The sequence below is a fragment of the Bradyrhizobium sp. STM 3566 genome (assembly GCF_045571445.1).
In the GTDB taxonomy this organism is placed as follows: Bacteria; Pseudomonadota; Alphaproteobacteria; order Rhizobiales; family Xanthobacteraceae; genus Bradyrhizobium; species Bradyrhizobium vignae.
Map to the genome: position 1 here is coordinate 2,377,033 of NZ_CP120692.1, position 15,038 is coordinate 2,392,070.

Annotated in this window: 19 protein-coding genes and 2 pseudogenes; 10 read left to right on the plus strand and 11 right to left on the minus strand. The window is 62.5% G+C overall.

What is annotated here, in order from left to right; all coding sequences use genetic code 11:
- Positions 1–20: 20 nt before the first annotated feature.
- Positions 21–221: a hypothetical protein gene (locus P6U27_RS11235; protein ID WP_122402229.1), complete on the minus strand. Its 201-nt coding sequence runs from the start codon at positions 219–221 to the stop codon at positions 21–23.
- Between the two features lie 222 nt (positions 222–443).
- On the opposite strand from P6U27_RS11235, the gene P6U27_RS11240 reads away from it, so the two are divergent.
- Complete coding sequence (locus P6U27_RS11240; protein ID WP_122402230.1) at positions 444–1,418, plus strand: quinone oxidoreductase; 975 nt, start codon at positions 444–446, stop codon at positions 1,416–1,418.
- Between the two features lie 38 nt (positions 1,419–1,456).
- On the opposite strand, the gene P6U27_RS11245 is transcribed toward P6U27_RS11240, so the two are convergent.
- Positions 1,457–1,732, minus strand: a complete 276-nt coding sequence (locus P6U27_RS11245; protein WP_407194055.1) for a hypothetical protein — start codon at positions 1,730–1,732, stop codon at positions 1,457–1,459.
- A gap of 114 nt (positions 1,733–1,846) precedes the next feature.
- Positions 1,847–2,455, minus strand: a complete 609-nt coding sequence (locus P6U27_RS11250; protein ID WP_024343287.1) for a S24 family peptidase — start codon at positions 2,453–2,455, stop codon at positions 1,847–1,849.
- A gap of 165 nt (positions 2,456–2,620) precedes the next feature.
- On the opposite strand from P6U27_RS11250, the gene P6U27_RS11255 reads away from it, so the two are divergent.
- Entirely contained in the window at positions 2,621–3,145 is a 525-nt protein-coding gene (locus tag P6U27_RS11255) for a GcrA family cell cycle regulator (RefSeq protein WP_129144190.1), read from the plus strand.
- A 46-nt stretch (positions 3,146–3,191) separates the two neighbouring features.
- Positions 3,192–3,767: a hypothetical protein gene (locus P6U27_RS11260; RefSeq protein ID WP_129144189.1), complete on the plus strand. Its 576-nt coding sequence runs from the start codon at positions 3,192–3,194 to the stop codon at positions 3,765–3,767.
- Positions 3,768–3,813: 46 nt separating this feature from the next.
- Here the strand turns inward: P6U27_RS11260 and P6U27_RS11265 are convergent, their stop codons facing one another.
- Positions 3,814–4,170 carry a hypothetical protein gene (locus tag P6U27_RS11265; protein ID WP_100232835.1) on the minus strand — a complete coding sequence of 119 codons (357 nt, stop codon included), beginning with the start codon at positions 4,168–4,170 and terminating at the stop codon, positions 3,814–3,816.
- 565 nt (positions 4,171–4,735) lie between these two features.
- On the opposite strand from P6U27_RS11265, the gene P6U27_RS11270 reads away from it, so the two are divergent.
- Positions 4,736–4,921, plus strand: coding sequence for a hypothetical protein (locus P6U27_RS11270; protein ID WP_122402234.1), 186 nt, complete (start codon positions 4,736–4,738; stop codon positions 4,919–4,921).
- A gap of 141 nt (positions 4,922–5,062) precedes the next feature.
- Complete coding sequence (locus P6U27_RS11275; RefSeq protein WP_122402235.1) at positions 5,063–5,407, plus strand: phasin; 345 nt, start codon at positions 5,063–5,065, stop codon at positions 5,405–5,407.
- 381 nt (positions 5,408–5,788) lie between these two features.
- Here the strand turns inward: P6U27_RS11275 and P6U27_RS11280 are convergent, their stop codons facing one another.
- Positions 5,789–6,619 carry an alpha/beta fold hydrolase gene (locus P6U27_RS11280; RefSeq protein ID WP_129144188.1) on the minus strand — a complete coding sequence of 277 codons (831 nt, stop codon included), beginning with the start codon at positions 6,617–6,619 and terminating at the stop codon, positions 5,789–5,791.
- Positions 6,620–6,767: 148 nt separating this feature from the next.
- Positions 6,768–8,234 (minus strand): annotated as a pseudogene (locus P6U27_RS11285) (ShlB/FhaC/HecB family hemolysin secretion/activation protein); the annotation flags it as partial.
- Here P6U27_RS11285 and P6U27_RS11290 point away from each other — a divergent pair.
- Positions 8,222–9,598, plus strand: a pseudogene (locus tag P6U27_RS11290) (putative bifunctional diguanylate cyclase/phosphodiesterase); the annotation flags it as partial. The pseudogenes P6U27_RS11285 and P6U27_RS11290 sit on opposite strands and share 13 nt — an antisense overlap.
- A gap of 16 nt (positions 9,599–9,614) precedes the next feature.
- On the opposite strand, the gene P6U27_RS11295 reads toward P6U27_RS11290, so the two are convergent.
- Complete coding sequence (locus tag P6U27_RS11295) at positions 9,615–9,875, minus strand: hypothetical protein (RefSeq protein ID WP_174221567.1); 261 nt, start codon at positions 9,873–9,875, stop codon at positions 9,615–9,617.
- A gap of 257 nt (positions 9,876–10,132) precedes the next feature.
- Between P6U27_RS11295 and rocF the strand changes: the two genes are divergently transcribed.
- Together rocF and P6U27_RS11305 are read left to right on the plus strand one after the other, a co-directional pair.
- Positions 10,133–11,110 carry an arginase gene (gene rocF / locus P6U27_RS11300; RefSeq protein ID WP_129144185.1) on the plus strand — a complete coding sequence of 326 codons (978 nt, stop codon included), beginning with the start codon at positions 10,133–10,135 and terminating at the stop codon, positions 11,108–11,110.
- A 179-nt stretch (positions 11,111–11,289) separates the two neighbouring features.
- Entirely contained in the window at positions 11,290–11,574 is a 285-nt protein-coding gene (locus P6U27_RS11305; RefSeq protein ID WP_129144184.1) for a hypothetical protein, read from the plus strand.
- 63 nt (positions 11,575–11,637) lie between these two features.
- Here the strand turns inward: P6U27_RS11305 and P6U27_RS11310 are convergent, their stop codons facing one another.
- Positions 11,638–12,924 carry an NRAMP family divalent metal transporter gene (locus P6U27_RS11310; RefSeq protein WP_129144183.1) on the minus strand — a complete coding sequence of 429 codons (1,287 nt, stop codon included), beginning with the start codon at positions 12,922–12,924 and terminating at the stop codon, positions 11,638–11,640.
- Positions 12,925–13,157: 233 nt separating this feature from the next.
- The gene (locus tag P6U27_RS11315) at positions 13,158–13,343 is read right to left on the minus strand and encodes a hypothetical protein (RefSeq protein ID WP_122406545.1); all 186 of its coding nucleotides are present in this window, start codon (positions 13,341–13,343) and stop codon (positions 13,158–13,160) included.
- A 554-nt stretch (positions 13,344–13,897) separates the two neighbouring features.
- Here P6U27_RS11315 and P6U27_RS11320 point away from each other — a divergent pair.
- Positions 13,898–14,032 (plus strand): hypothetical protein, encoded by a 135-nt coding sequence (locus P6U27_RS11320; protein ID WP_283810490.1) that lies wholly within the window; start codon positions 13,898–13,900, stop codon positions 14,030–14,032.
- A 27-nt stretch (positions 14,033–14,059) separates the two neighbouring features.
- Here the strand turns inward: P6U27_RS11320 and P6U27_RS11325 are convergent, their stop codons facing one another.
- Together P6U27_RS11325 and P6U27_RS11330 are read right to left on the minus strand one after the other, a co-directional pair.
- On the minus strand, positions 14,060–14,281 hold the full coding sequence (locus P6U27_RS11325) for a hypothetical protein (protein ID WP_122402241.1): 222 nt from the start codon (positions 14,279–14,281) through the stop codon (positions 14,060–14,062).
- Positions 14,278–14,478 (minus strand): hypothetical protein, encoded by a 201-nt coding sequence (locus P6U27_RS11330; RefSeq protein WP_129144182.1) that lies wholly within the window; start codon positions 14,476–14,478, stop codon positions 14,278–14,280. The genes P6U27_RS11325 and P6U27_RS11330 overlap by 4 nt, the downstream gene beginning before the upstream one ends.
- A 324-nt stretch (positions 14,479–14,802) precedes the next feature.
- Here P6U27_RS11330 and P6U27_RS11335 point away from each other — a divergent pair, with 324 nt between their 5' ends.
- Positions 14,803–14,970: a hypothetical protein gene (locus P6U27_RS11335; protein WP_160118810.1), complete on the plus strand. Its 168-nt coding sequence runs from the start codon at positions 14,803–14,805 to the stop codon at positions 14,968–14,970.
- The last annotated feature ends 68 nt before the right edge of the window (positions 14,971–15,038 follow it).

A 15,038-nucleotide genomic window follows, 5' to 3' on the forward strand; every position in this document is an offset into this window, starting at 1 on the left:
GAGCGGGGCGCCGGTCGCGATCAGTGCCGCAGCGGCTCCGGCTTGCGGATCGTCTGTCTAAGCTCGGCTCCGCAATCGGCGCATTCATAGACGAAGTCGATCTTGGCAAGACTCCAATGCGGCTCGACCTCGCGCACATACATCGGCAGGAACCCCATGCAGGTGGGGCAAATCACAGGCGCGATCTCGATATCCAGATGATGCTGAACATAAGCTGGCATCTCGGCTCTCCCTCGCAGGCGACCATCAACCCCGCGCAAAAAATACTTCCGGTTGCTCTGGAGCCCTCATCAACTCTTTCGAACAGAGACGGAACGACGACCATTTGTCGTTCGCTGTGACATTCTTGTTACGGCTCTGTACTGTAACGGGCGGACCAAATGCCTATTTGACAGGCCGATCCGGTGTTCGGACTTTCACCTCAACGATAAGGGAGCACGCCCATGACGCATGCCATTCGCTTTCACAAAACCGGCGGTCCGGAAGTCCTGGTCTGGGAGGAGGTCAGCGTCGGCAAGCCTGGACCCGGCGAAGCGCGCATCCGCCACACCGCTGTCGGCCTCAATTTCGTCGACATCTATAACCGTTCCGGCCTTTATCCGGCGCAACTGCCGAGCGGGCTCGGCAGCGAGGCGGCCGGCGTCGTCGAGGAGGTCGGGCCCGGCGTCACTGATCTGAAGCCGGGCGATCGCGTCGCTTATGGCGCCTCGCCGCTCGGGGCCTATTCGGAGGCCCGGCTGATTCCCGCCGATCGTCTGCTGAAGCTGCCCGACGGCGTCGATGACAAGACCGCGGCGGCGATGATGCTCAAGGGGCTCACCACGCAATATCTGATCCGACAGACTTATCGGGTGAAGGCGGGCGATACCATCCTGCTTCATGCCGCGGCTGGCGGTGTAGGCCTGATCTTGAGCCAGTGGGCCAAGCATCTCGGCGCGACCGTGATCGGCACGGTCAGCAACGACGAGAAGGCGAAGCTCGCCAAGGCGCATGGCTGCGACCATGTGATCATCTATACCCGGGAAGATTTCGTGAAGCGGGTCGACGAGATCACCGGTGGCAAGAAAGTGCCGGTGGTTTACGACTCCGTCGGTAAGGACACGTTCCTGAAGTCGCTGGACTGCCTCGCGCCGCTCGGTGTCGCCGCACTGTTCGGCCAGTCCTCCGGCGCGGTGGAGCCGCTCAATCTCGGCCTGCTCGCCCAGAAGGGCTCGCTCTATGTTACGCGTCCGACGTTGTTCACCTACGCCGCCAAGCGCGAAAATCTGGTTGCGATGGCGAACGAACTGTTCGACGTCGTCAAGTCCGGCGCGGTCAAGATCGAGGTGCACCAGACCTATCCGCTGAAGGAGGCCGCCAAGGCCCATGCCGATCTTGCGGCGCGCAAGACCACGGGATCGACCGTTCTCCTGGTCTGATGCTCGGTCGGGCCGTGACGCGAGCTGCCCAGCTTGCGTCACGTCCGATCGTGCTTGTGCAGATCGCGGGTGTGATCAAGGCGGATTGCCTGGAGGTCGACATCTTCGGGCGGGATTTGGGGCAAGGCAGCCTCACTCAGGATGGCCTCGGTCACATCCTCGACCGCATTCTCGACGATTTCGTGGATGAACGAGATGTTCTGGTATTCGCCCGAGGCGATCCGGGAGACGACCTCGCGCCTTGTGATTTCGGGATCGACCACCGCCTCGCGGCCCCGCTGCCCATAATCGATCATCACGACGAAATATTGCATGAAAACGATCCTGCCGCGCCCCGTGGTCGGGAACGCGGCATAGTTTATTTCTGAAAATCGGAACGTTGTCAATCGCGATTTCGGTATTCAAGAAATCGCAGGCCGTGCGCTCCCTTACTTGCCCTTCTTGCGGGGGCGCGCCGATTTCGCGCGCAGCCGCTCAAGCTGCCCCTTGGGCATGGACAGGCAGATCTCCCCGACCCAGTCGAGCTTGACGCCGACGATCGGCTTGGCGTTGAAGCTCGTGAGATTGACGACAGAGGGTGATTTTCCCCGCTCGATGGTCTTCAGATAGCGCTCGCCGGTCTTGAGCCGGACCACCGCCTCTTCGCCGTAGAAGCTCGACAGCGGATGGCGCTGGTCCTTGTAGACCACGATCACGTCGCCGCTTTCGTACTTGGGCAGCATCGAATCGCCCACGATCTCGAATGCGATCGTCTCTTCCATGATGGGGAAGGGCAGCGTGACGTCGCCGAGACCTTCCGGCGGAACCTGTTCATAGTCCGGCTCGATCACCGCGCCGGCTCCGACGCGGCCCATGATCGGCGCGAGATTGAGCTCGAGATATTCCATGATCGGAATGATCTCCGAGGCCTTCACCAGGCGCTCGCCGCCGAGGATCTCCGACACCGCGCCGGGGCGCACGCCCATAGCCGCCGCGAGGCCGCCCTTGCTCTTGCCCGTCTTCTCCAGGCCCCGCTCGATCATTGCTACGTCCAACATGGTGATTCCCTCGATTGCGCACCGTCTCGCCTCTTATAATCCGAAATTCGGAATTGATGCAATTATGAAAATCAGAATTATTGCTTGACACCCTATTCGGAATAACGGAATGTGTGCTTCGCCTCCCGGTCGTTCGTTGTGGGAGGCGCATCACAGGACAGCAGCATGGAACCGGGCCATTGGCCGTCGGAGCATTCCGACGCGCTTCGCGACTATTTTCTCAAAGGCATGTCTTATGCAGAGATCGGAAGACAGATTAACGCAAGGTTTGGAACGGCTTACACGCGCAGCGCGGTGGTCGGCCGCGCCAAGCGGCTCGGGCTCGTCGTGCCGCAATGGATGACGAGCCCGTCGATCGTGCCGGATGAACCCAGCTTGCTTTCGCCGCGCCGGGCGGCGTTGCCGAACCTGAATCTGCCGCCGAAGTCGGCGATGAAGCCTGCGGCGCGGGTCAAGTTGCGTTGCGTCGGCGTCCAGCCGCGCCTGATCCAACTGGTCGAGCTCGAGCCGACCGACTGCCGCTATCCCTATGGCGGCGACAAGGACGGAGAGGAAATCACCTTCTGCGGCCACCCCCGCCAGCCGAGCTCCAGCTATTGCACACCGCATGCCCGCCTGACCCGCCGTTCCGAGGCTGGGTCTGCCCGTGTCGCAGGCCCCGTCGTGCTGAAGTTGGTTTCGGCCGCCTGAAGGTGCAGCCGTCCGTTCAATCGTCAGACTTGCAAGGAGAATCCGAGTGGCTCGTGCCCGACGCAACAAATCTTACAAACTGGCGCAGATCTACGACCGGCGGTCCCGGGAGGTGCCGTTCAACGCCGAGGTGGCGGAGGTCGAGGTGGACAATCCGCTCGCGCTCGATTCAGGTGAGAAGATCCTGGCCATCCGCTCGATCCGTAGCGATCCGCTCGGCCGGCTGCACGCGCACCACCAGATCGACGAGGCGCAATACCGCGGCGGCCGCGCCTTCCAGAACGATTGGGAGCGGGCGGAGCGCGGCCCCCAAGCGGTGGATACGACGCGCGAATATGTCGATGGTGCCGGCACGCGCGAGCCGGTCACCGAGAGCCAGCGACAGGCGGTGCTGCGGCTGAACCGGGCCGAGCGCGAGCTCGGCACCGATGGCGCCGCGCTGGTGCACGACGTGCTGGTGCTTGGTCTGACCATGGATCAGATCGGGCAACGTCGCGCCGTCCGCACGCAGCGCTGGAACGATTATTTTGCGCGGCGTTTTCGCGAATGCCTGGATCGGCTGGCGTTGGTCTACGGCTTCGCGACGGAGACGGGAACGCCGCGAGCGGACCGGCGTAGATGATTGCGCGACGCCGGCGGCCTTGGCCGCCGGCGTCGCAGCCCGTTGCTTAGGGATGAGGGACAATCTGGTAGGGTGTGGTGTAAGGCTCGACGCGGAGCGAGGCGTTGGCCAGAAGCCCGATCTTTGCAGTCGGCGCTTGCTGTAATTCGCCGTTCGGCCCACGATGCACGTTGTATTGCCAGACGGTGAGATCGCCCTTCTGTGCCAGCGCGTGTGCAACGGCGCTCGCATCATTGCCGCCGAGCGCCTGAAGCTCCTCCGCTGACAATCCGACGACGATTTCGTCCTTGATGGTGACGATCTTGAACAGGTTCATCTTGGTCTCCTGGGCCCATGCGCCTTGTATCGAAAGGGTGAGAAGCGCGACCGCGGCGCCCTTGATGAGATCGCAGCGAGAAAGCATGCCGTCGTCCTCTTGGTGCTGACGCGCGCCCAAATCAAAGAGTCTACAGCCATGGCGCCCGTATCTGCGTGGCCGTGCCGCAACGGCTTGGTCGCTCGCTCGCGGACAACGGTTCACGGCGGAATCCAGACGGATGGATCCTGCCGCGAGCAGCAGCGTCAGGACCGAGACCGGAGACCGGCTGCAAAATCGACTTTCATGCTGGCGATGCAACCGCGGCGATTGGACTCAACGATAACGGGTACGCGCCGGATTGCCCGCGATCAGGGGTTGTGTGCGTGATTGTTGCCGCTTCTTGACGCAGGTGGGTGACGGCGGTCGGTATTCCTGATATCCGGAATCACCGTGGCGTGATGCAGACGAAGCATCGCAATACCCACGATTGAGCTTGCCGGATAGGTTGTTGCTTGGCATAGTTACAACCAGATGGTTGGGCCGCCGTTTAGATGTCGTTCAGCGTGCCAATCCGGCGGGCGCCCCGGCCTAGAGTTCGTCGGGATAGGTTCTGTTGCGGCGTTCGGTTCTCGAGTGGATCACGAAGGCCGATGCTTGTCATAGGTGCGAGATGAAAAACCTCGATTTCGCGGCTGAGCTGCATCTCAAGCTCGGTGTGCCTACAAGCAGCACTGTCGAAAGTCTGCGTCTGCTCCGCGCATTCCTGAAGCTCGCGCCTCGGCAGCGTTTCGAAGTGATCAAGCTGGTCGAAGATCTCGCCACCGAAGAAGCTCTTCCCGAGCACCCCTTGTGCTGAATCCGGCCGCGTGCCGGGTCCATTCGTCTCCCCTCTTTTCTTGCCAGAACCTGGCTCGCCGGCGTCGTTCCCCCGAGGCTGGCCGCTGGAAGGCGGTCCGGCAAGTGTGGTATTCAGTTGGGAAAAGGGAGGAGTGCGACCATGATTGAACCAAAGCTCGAGGTTCCGGCCGAACTGCGCGATTTGGCCGAAAAGACGATCGACCAGGCGGAAAAGGCATTCGGCATGTTTTTTGAAGCCGCCACCAAATCGATGTCGACCGTTCCCGGCGCGGGGACTGAGGTGTCGAAGCAGGCGCTGGCTTTCACAGAGCAGAACATGAAGTCGGCCTTCGAGCATGCCCGCAAGCTGGTGCATGCCACCGATCTCCAGGAAGCGATGCAAATCCAGTCCGATTTCCTGCGCAGTCAGTTCACCAGCGCCGGAGATCACATGCGCCAGATGACCGGCAGTCTCATGCAATCAGGCAAGGGCAAGTCGTCCTGATTCTCGGCGTGTGTACAACGTGCCCGCAAATTGATCTTGTGTGGCATGGAGATCCGCGCTTCGATACTTGCGCAGGTCCATGACGGGCCACCGGATGATTTCATTCGCCGTCCGTCATCCTTTCTGCTGATCCCTGCCGGTCCTCCGGCAGGGATTTGCATTTGTGGCAGGTCGTGATCGTTCGGGATGAATCGTCAGGGTATTGTTTGAGCATGATTTTTCGCAAAACCGCTGCACCCGCGGGCCGGCCGAGACATTTCGTATCAAGGCTTTTCGCATCGAGACTTTCGGTTTAGTGCGACACGTGTCTCTCCGACGCGGCACCGCACTTCTAGCTTGCCGGCTCGCTAGCCGCCTTGATCTGCCGCAAAGCGCTCCCGGCTAATAGTCGCCCGGATTCATGATCATCGGGCTTCCCGTATCGGCGGGGGCCAGCGCGCTGCTGGCACTGTCGCGCAGGAAATGGTCGAGCGTCGCCTGAATCTTCTCCTTGACCGCATCAGGACCGCGGTCGCTCATCTCGGTATGTTGTGCGCCGGTGTGGACGATGTCGATGCCGCGCGCCTTGGCCTGTTCCGGCGTCGGCAGGACGCCGGGGTCGGTCAAGAAATGAGGATCCTTCGAGCGGAACGAGAGAATCTTCAGATGATCGCTGAGCACGAAAGGCACCCGCAGATTGTCGAGCGTGATCACCTTCGACACCAACTCGGGGTGCTGATGGGCGACATACATGGAGACATCGCCGCCATTGGAATGGCCGACCAGCGTGATGTGCTCGTATTCGACGTTCTCCTGCCGTCTCTTCAGTTCGCCCAGCACGAAGAGGATGTTTGCTTCGCAACGGATGTAGACTTCGCGCCGGCCGACATAGGGCTGACCGACATGGGTCATCAATGGCGGATCGCTCGGCAAGTCCTGCTGGATGCTGGCAACCAGATAGCCTCGCGCGGCGAGCACGTTGGCAAGGAAGGAATATTCGGTAGCCTTGACAGTGTTCCCGTTGCTGATGATGGCGAGCGGAAGCTTCCAGAGGCCCAGATTGGCCTTGGTCTCGTAGTCGCGCCGCACGGCGATCTCGACCGCGATCGGACGCTGGCGCGAGGCGTCGAACAGGGTCAAGGTCTCATGGCGGATCGCGAACCGGCTCACGACAAGATATTCCCCGACGCCGAGGACGCAGAGAAACGCCAGGATTGCAAACACCCTCTTCATCGCTTCGTTCTCAATCAATTTTGACTGAACGTGGTCATTGGGAACTCCCGGATCGAGCGATCGTGAGCGGGTTACGGGATTAAATTTAGGCAAGTCTGTGAGCGGCGCCCCGAAAGCGCCGCCCGGGTGCCATCGCACCAGACAAGGGTTAAAGGCAGCCGGCCTTGCTGCGATCGGGGCAGAGCCGGAACGCGCTCGAGAGCGTGAAAAGGAAGCGCGGGCTACGGCGCTCGTTGTCCGGCGCCCGGTAGCTCAAGGGGACCGCCACGCCGAGATCGGCCTGGAGATCGTATGGCAGGAAGAACCGCACGCCGGCCCCGGCCGATGTCAGCGACACCCCATCGCTCAGGCGATAACCGTCATTCCAGACTGCGCCTGCGTCGCCGAAGACGTAGAGCTGATAGCCCGCCCAATAGCGGAAATTGAGCTTCTGATCGAAGCGCAGTTCGGCCGAGCCGGCAAGGCCGTTGTCACCGCTGATCTCGGCTGCGCCATAGCCTCGGCCGAAGGCCGCGCCGCCAAGATAAAATTGCTGCGAGGTGAATAATGGCCGTGATGCCGTCTGGCTCGCAGCCGAGAGCTTGAGCGACCAGGCGTCGTTGAGCGTCTGGTAGCGCGTGAACCAGAAGTTCAGCACCGAGAAGTTCGACGAGGCGCCGTCGCGCGATAACAGATCATCGTCGAAATGCGATGCGCCAAAGATGTCGAGGCCCTGGCGGTAGGTCAGCGTCGCGAGATTGGTGCCGCCGAAGCGATCCTGGAGCCGGTAGTCGGCGGTCAGGCTGACGGTCCTGATGTGGTCGTTGTACCAGGGGCCGTAGATGTCATGCTCGGACACGTTGCTGAAGGTCCCGGCGACGGTAAGCGTCAGCCCGGAGGATTGCGACATGAAGGGCACGGCGCTTGCTCGCACCTCGAAAGCTTCGGTGGTGGTGATGTCGCTGTCGAGGCGGCGTGCGTCACCCGGCCGGACCGCGCTGTACAGGACGGAAGCACCGAGGCGGACACCGTCGACGCCGACGGGCGCGTCATAGGACAGGCGTACGAAGCCGAGCTCGCGGGGATCGTTGGCAATGGTCGACAGGTTGACCGTCAGCGCGTCGCCGGGCGCGAGATAGGAGTTGAACGCGCCGGTGGCGTAGGTTTGCCAGGGACCGACCGACGACGATCCGAGATTGTCCAGGCCGAATGAGGAGAAGACGTGCCAGGTCTTCAGATAGATGGTCAGGCGGAAGCGGCCGGTCGTACCACCGATCTCTTCCAGCGCGGTGTCGGTGATCCGGACGCCCGGCTTGCCGCTGATCAGGAAGAGCTGGCGTTCGAGTGTTGCCAGCCGCGACGGTTGTTCGGCCAGAACCGGGCCGAGCATCGGCCTTACGCCGAACTGCTCGGCGCCGTCGCCTTTCAGCTCGGCCTGCACGATTGCGCCTTCGATGACCTGGATGCGGACGTGGCCGTCGGCAATGTCCTGCGGCGGCACGATGGCCCGGCTCAAGTGGAATCCGGCTTCGCGGTAGAGGTCGCTGATCGTGCCGGCGATCGCGGCGAGGTCCGCCTGCGAAACCTTCTTGGCGAGATAAGGCTGATAGACCGCTGCGATGCGATCGGGGGAGATACGGAGCGATCCTGCGCGATATTTCGGTCCGCAAACGTGAAGTTGAGCGTATTCGATACTTGGCCGAACACGACGCGCTGACCGGGCTTGCCAACCGGAGCATGCTGCAAGCTGGCCTCACCGATCTGATCCGTGCGGCAGAGCGGCGGTCTTCCGGCATCGCCCTGCTCGTGCTCGGGCTCGACGGCTTCCAAGAGATCAACAACATGCTCGGACACTCGGCCGGCGACCTCGTGCTGCGCGCGGTTGCCGAGCGTCTCCAGAGCGAAGTCGATGGTAAGGCGATCGTGGCCCGGCTCGGCGGGGACGAATTTGCCATAGCGATCGATTGCGCGAAAGTCGGCGAGCCGATCGCAGCGTTTGCCGAGCGGATCGCGCACGCGTTTGAAGCGCCACTCGCAACGGGCGCGCGACAGCACCGCGTCAGGATCAGCGTTGGCGTTGCCGTCTATCCGGAAGGTGGGCAAAAGGCCGATGATCTCCTGAGCAATGGCCATCTGGCGCTGAGCCGCGCGAAGAGGACCCGGCGCGGCAGCCATGTGATCTTCGAAAGCGTGATCAGGCAGGAGCTCGAAAACCGGCTGACGCTGGAACGGGAGCTGGCACTTGCCGCCGACCGCGGCGAGTTCGAACTATTCTACCAGCCGCAGGTTCGTCTGATCGACGGCAGTCTGGTCGGAGCCGAAGCGCTCATTCGCTGGCGACATCCGGTGCGCGGCTACGTCTCGCCCGGAGAGTTCATGCCGGTGGTCAACACGTCGGCCCTGTCGGAGCGGATCGCGAACTGGGTGATGGAAACCGCCTGCCGCCAGGCGCGAGCCTGGGAATTGTCCGGCAACAACGTGCGCGTCGCGCTCAACCTCGCGCCCTCGCAGCTTCAATCCGGCGATCTCGCGCATTCGGTCGCGGCCCTGCTCGACGCGACGGGGCTGACGCCATCGCTTCTCGAAATCGAAGTCACCGAAAACATCCTGCTCCATGACGAACGCCGTGTGCTCGCCATGTTCAAGCGGATTCAGGAGCTCGGCGTCCGAATCCTGTTCGATGATTTCGGTACCGGTTATGCGAGCCTGAGTTATCTCAAGAAGTTTCCGCTCGACGGGCTCAAGATCGACCGATCGTTCGTATTTGGGCTTCTCGCGAATTCCGACGATGCTGCCATCGTCAGCTCGACGATCGGCCTCAGCAAGCAGCTCGGTCTGACGGTCGTGGCCGAAGGCATCGAGAACAAAGCAACTGCCGACCTCCTGGTCAGCATGGGATGCGGGGAAGGGCAGGGATATTTCTTTGGCCGTCCGATGCCTGCCGCGGCATTCGAAAAGCAGTTCCTAGCCGCGGAGCTCGAGGCTGTCAGCGCGGCCTGAGCAGGGTGGTTTGCTGCTACCGCCGGCGCGCTATTGCGACGCCAAAGAGGAATGCGACGAACAGGCTGGTCAGCGGTGCTTCGCGCGTGATCGCCGCGACTGTCGCGAGAGTTCCGCCAGGCTTTCGCGCTTCCTCTATCGTAGAGGTCAGGCGGTCGACAGCTGCGCGCAGGCCTCCCGCGACCTCGCCGATCGTGCGGGAGACGTCCGTCGCTGCATCGATGGCACGCTCGGCCACACCGGGTTGGGAAGTGGGTTGCGGTATCTCCGTGCTCACGGGCGCGACCTCCAGGCCTGACATGCGGGCCGACACCTTTGGCTATCCGCGCGAGCGCTCGTTTTGAACAGCGGGTCTGATGACCTTTGGCTATCCGCGACAGGCGCCGTGATTGACGGCGGGTGCCGGCCTTGGATGGGCAATTCAGCGCGCGGGATTTTGTTCCGGATGATTTGTTCGGGCGGACCTTCCCCGGGAAACGACGGGTGCGAATCTCTGTTAGGCTAGGTCAACCTTGCTGATGTCAGGAGACAGCCGTGACCGATCGAACCATGGCGGATCGAGCCCGGCGCATCGCCTTGCTCGGCGCTCCCATCGACATGGGGGCCTCGCAGCGCGGCACCTTGATGGGTCCTGCCGCACTGCGCACCGCCGGCCTTGCGACACTGCTCGAAAGCCTGGATTTCGAGGTCCGCGATCATGGTGATCTTTCCGTCGCCGGAGTCCCGGACCTCACCGACAGCCCGCCCGAAAAAGCCAATCACTACCGCGAGATCCAGCGCTGGACGCGCGTGCTGAGCCGCAAAGGTTATGAGATCGCGACAACCGGCGCGCTGCCGATCTTCCTCGGCGGCGATCACACGCTGTCGATGGGATCGGTCAATGCGATGGCGCGTCATTGGCAGGAACGTGGACGCGAGCTCTTCGTGCTCTGGCTCGATGCCCACGCCGATTACAACACGCCGGAGACGACGATCACGGCAAACATGCACGGCATGTCAGCCGCGTTCTTGTGTGGCGAGCCCGGCCTCGACGGCCTGCTGGGTGACGATCCGCGCGCTTCGATCAATCCGGACAAGCTGGACCTGTTCGGCGCCCGTTCGATCGACAAGCTCGAGAAGGAGTTGATGCGCTTGCGCCGGATCAGGATCGTCGACATGCGCCAGATCGACGAATTCGGCGTCGCCGTCCTGATCCGCCGCGTCATCGAGCGGGTCAAGGCGGGCAATGGCGTGCTGCATGTCAGCTTCGACGTTGATTTCCTCGACCCTTGCGTGGCGCCGGGCGTCGGCACCACAGTGCCGGGTGGGGCCACCTATCGCGAGGCGCACCTGATCATGGAGCTGTTGCACGATTCCGGCGTCGTAGGATCGGTCGACATCGTCGAGCTAAATCCCTTCCTGGACGAACGTGGTCGGACCGCGCGTACTGCAGTTGAGCTGATCGGCAGCCTATTCGGTCAGCAGATCACCGACCGGCCGACGCCCAGCAACGCAATCGCGCCGGGCGAGTAAAGCGGCGGACGGCGTGTGTGCTGAAAGCGCAGCAGTCGGAAACGTGTTCACGGCGCGGAATTTGGTTTCGGCAAATCAACAGGAAAGGCGCTGTTGGCTCGGAACTTGCTTGATGGAAACGGGAACCTGATGGGGCGCCATCGCATTGACCTGCGATAGGGAAGATAGCGGATCCTTCGATGACAATTGGCCGTTTCGCAAGCTCCATCTCCGCCGCTCTCCGCCATCCCGGCGTGATCGCGCTGATCGTCGCGGGTGTGACGATTGCTGCAATGCTGATCGTCGACCACGGACCCTGGAGCCGCGCCAAGACGCAGCCGGCCCATGTTGCAATGTATGCGACCACGGGAGACGCGGCACGGGCCGCTGGCGCCACGGTGCTACCGACCAAACCGAAGTCGCCGATCGAGCCAGTGCGGCCGGGACCCAAGACGTCCCCCACCGTCAATCCCGTGACGCCGTAGCGCTCTCGGCTGCTGCGACCGCTCGTCTTCGGCGAATGCGCGCGGCAATCGTGCGCAGTCGCGTCATCCAGTCAACGATGAACCCAGCAAAGCGAGGACGGCCAGCGCCATCAGCGCGGTGGCGAGCCAGCCCAGCGCGATCAGCCATGAGCGGGCCCTGAAGCGGCCCATGATCGCGCGGCTGGAGACGATCAGCATCATCATCGCCATGATGGGGACGGCGACAATGCCGTTGAGCACCGCGCTCCACACCAGCATATGGATCGAGTCGATTCCGGTGAAGCCGAGGCCGAAGCCGATGAGGGTTGCCGCGGCGATGATGGTGTAGAAGCCGGCCGCTTCGTCCGGCTTCGCCTCCAGCGTGGCACGCCAGCCGAAGATCTCTGCGACTCCGTAAGCGGCCGAGCCCGCCAGGACGGGGATGGCGAGCAAGCCGGTGCCGATGATGCCGGTCGCAAACAGGGCAAAGGTGAAATCCCCGGCGAGCGGCCGCAACGCTTCAGCCGCTTCCGTGGCCGAACTGATGTTGGTGACGCCGTTGGCGTGCAGGACCGACGCCGTGGTGAGAATGATGAAGAACGCGATGCTGTTGGAGAGCAGCATGCCGGAGATGGTGTCGGCCCTGATGCGCGCGAGCTCCGGGCGGCCGCCGTGCTTGAGTTGGCGAAGCGGCTTGTCACGCCTGCCCTGGTTCATCTCCTCGACCTCCTGCGAGGCCTGCCAGAAAAACAGATAGGGGCTGATGGTGGTGCCGAGCACGGCGACCACCATCAGAAAATAATCGCCGCTGACATTGGCCTTCGGCCACACCGCGGCGAGCAGCGCCGTGCTCCAGGGAATCCTGACGGTGAAGGCGGTCGCGACATAGGCGAACAGCGCCAAGGTGAGGAATTTCAATACGGGCGAATAGCGTCGGTACGGCAGGAACACCTGGAGCAGGGTCGAGCCGGCCGCGAAGATCAACGCGTGCTCGTGGTTCAGGCCGCCGATGACGAGTGAGAGGGCCTCGGCCATCGCGGCGATGTCGGCGGCGATGTTGAACGTGTTCGCGGCAACGAGCATGGCGACCAGCGCCAGAACCGCCCAGCGCGGCGCGACCTTCACGACGTTGGCGGCCAGCCCCTTGCCGGTGACGCGTCCGATCTGCGCGCTGACGAGCTGGATCGCGATCATGAATGGCGTGGTCAGAAATACGGTCCACAGCAGACCGTAGCCGAATTGCGCGCCGGCCTGCGAATAGGTGGCGATGCCCGACGGATCGTCGTCGGCAGCTCCGGTGACGAGGCCGGGCCCCAATCGTTGCAGCAGCGTCGGCGCGGATTTTGTGGGGGCCGCGTCGCTGTCGCTCATGGAAGGGGGCCTCAGTCAGGGTTGTATCTTCATAGCAAATGCCGACGAGGGAATGAAAGTTCCCGGCCACGCGAGCCGCGCATTTCTGATAATGCTAAGTCTGCTTGCTCCGTCGGGCAAAACAGGGGTAGATTGCCATCATCGAGCAATTCAGGACGTCACGCCCGTTCGCCAGGCTTCGCGCCCGGTGGCGGTGGCGGATGCCGCATGGAAGTGGTGCTGCGCCCAGCGTCCTACTTGACGCTGACGAGCATGCCCCAGGCGGCGGCCAGCGCCGCGCCGGTGAAAAGGACCACCGGATTGTCGCAGAAGGTGCCGCCATAACTGCACGCGTCTGCTCCGAATTGGCCGAGCTCATGATGGCTCGCGGAATAGAATAGTCCCGACAGCACCAGCAATGCAGCAGCGACGTAGTACATTGAAGATCTCTCCGGCTTGCCGCCGTTCCAGACGACATGTCCCAGCATGACGCGGAGAGATTTCGTTTTGCCGAATCCGCTTTGCTGCATTTGAGATAAAGTTTGCCCCGACCGGACAAAACACTGGCAAAATGAGACCATAGGCGAGCGCCGGCGTCGCGACGATGGCTGGCGCTCGGGATGAAAGGCCCCGCATCGCGGGGCTTTTGTCGTGTGGCTTTGTGGGGCCTGTCGCCGCAGATCGCCCCGACGAAACACGCCTGAAACATTGCTGAAACCGGATCGTCCTGAACTCCACCGGGCCAAGCCCCGACCAACGGAGCGAACAGGAGAGACAATCATGATCCAGATCGGTTCGAAGGAAGAAGTCGCGCTGTTGCTGGCGCTGTTCGGTATCCATACCCAGCCGGTCAAGCGGCCGAAGCCGAGATCGCAGCAAAGGTGAGAGAGGCCATGCCCGGTTTGGCCGAATGTCAGAGCCTGTTGCGGCTCCTGATCGCCAGGGGCGATCCCAAGGCCATCCCGCTCCGCCAAGGGCGTCATCGAACCAGTTTTTGAACACGGCGCCGGCCAGCGCCCGTGGGCACGGCCTGCGCGTGCTCCAGCGCGACGCACTCGACCAGCACGATGTCGCAGTCGGCGTGCAGCGCTCGTTCGCCGAGATCGAGCGCAAGCTTGCGGAGGAGTGAGGGGGTGTTGCGATCGCACGCACGCGATCATTGACGCGTCAGTGTCGGGCGGGTTGGCTCGAGTAGCCGAGACTGCTCGGACTCCAGCACGGCGATCTTCCGGCCGAGTTGCCAGACCTCGACCTTGCCCAGCCGCGTGAACTGCTTCGCAAAGGCCAAGGCAGAGGAATCGGACGAGGCTTCAAAGGCTTCGGCGGAGCGGAAGACGCCGTTCTCGCCGACGAGATAAGCGCGATATTGCTGCGTCATGTCGGCGCCCTCAGGCCGGGCGAGCGGAGCCAGGCCTCGATCTGCATGGCCGTCTCGTCCTGCCGCGCCTGACGCAGCAGCATCTCACGGCGGCGGCCCGGTGCCAGTGTGCGCGCTTCCGCGCGGCAGCGAGCGGCCTCGTCCGCGAGTCTTTCGTTCAGTGTCGTGGTCTGTTTGAAACGACGCCGCTTCAGCATGGCGCGGCTCCTCGTTGGAGTAGGGCGGGAGCGCAACTGGCGTTCTCATCGCCGATCGATGCCTCAAGCCTTGATGGCTTAACCTTATGCTCCTGGCAAAGCGGAGTCACATCATTTGATATGTTGCGCGTATTAAATTTTCAGGTGCAAGTTCAGTCGTTTGCGCCACTTACTCATCTTGCGCGCGTGACACCAAAGTTCATTTTTGAACCGAAGCGACTCCAGCTAGTTTGTAGGACATCACCGGCCAAGGCTTTCGTCCGTGGGCGTCGGTGGCTGAGAGACCGAGCGCGCTCCCGCCTGCAAAAGCGAAGGGAGCACCAGATGCGGGTCTATCGGCCATTGCCTGTCGAACATGAGCAGGCCGAATACATGCGGCAGATCGTGCGCGAATGCCGCGAGTTGTTGAAGCAACCGCCACCCGATACGTTTCTTGGACGCAAGACGCAGGACGCGCCTTCGAAGCAAGAAGCGGACGACGACTTCGCGTGACAGGATGCGGTGCAGATTTCTTGCATTGGGGCGGATTGAAGCACAACGTCCAGCAAACTGTTTGAAGG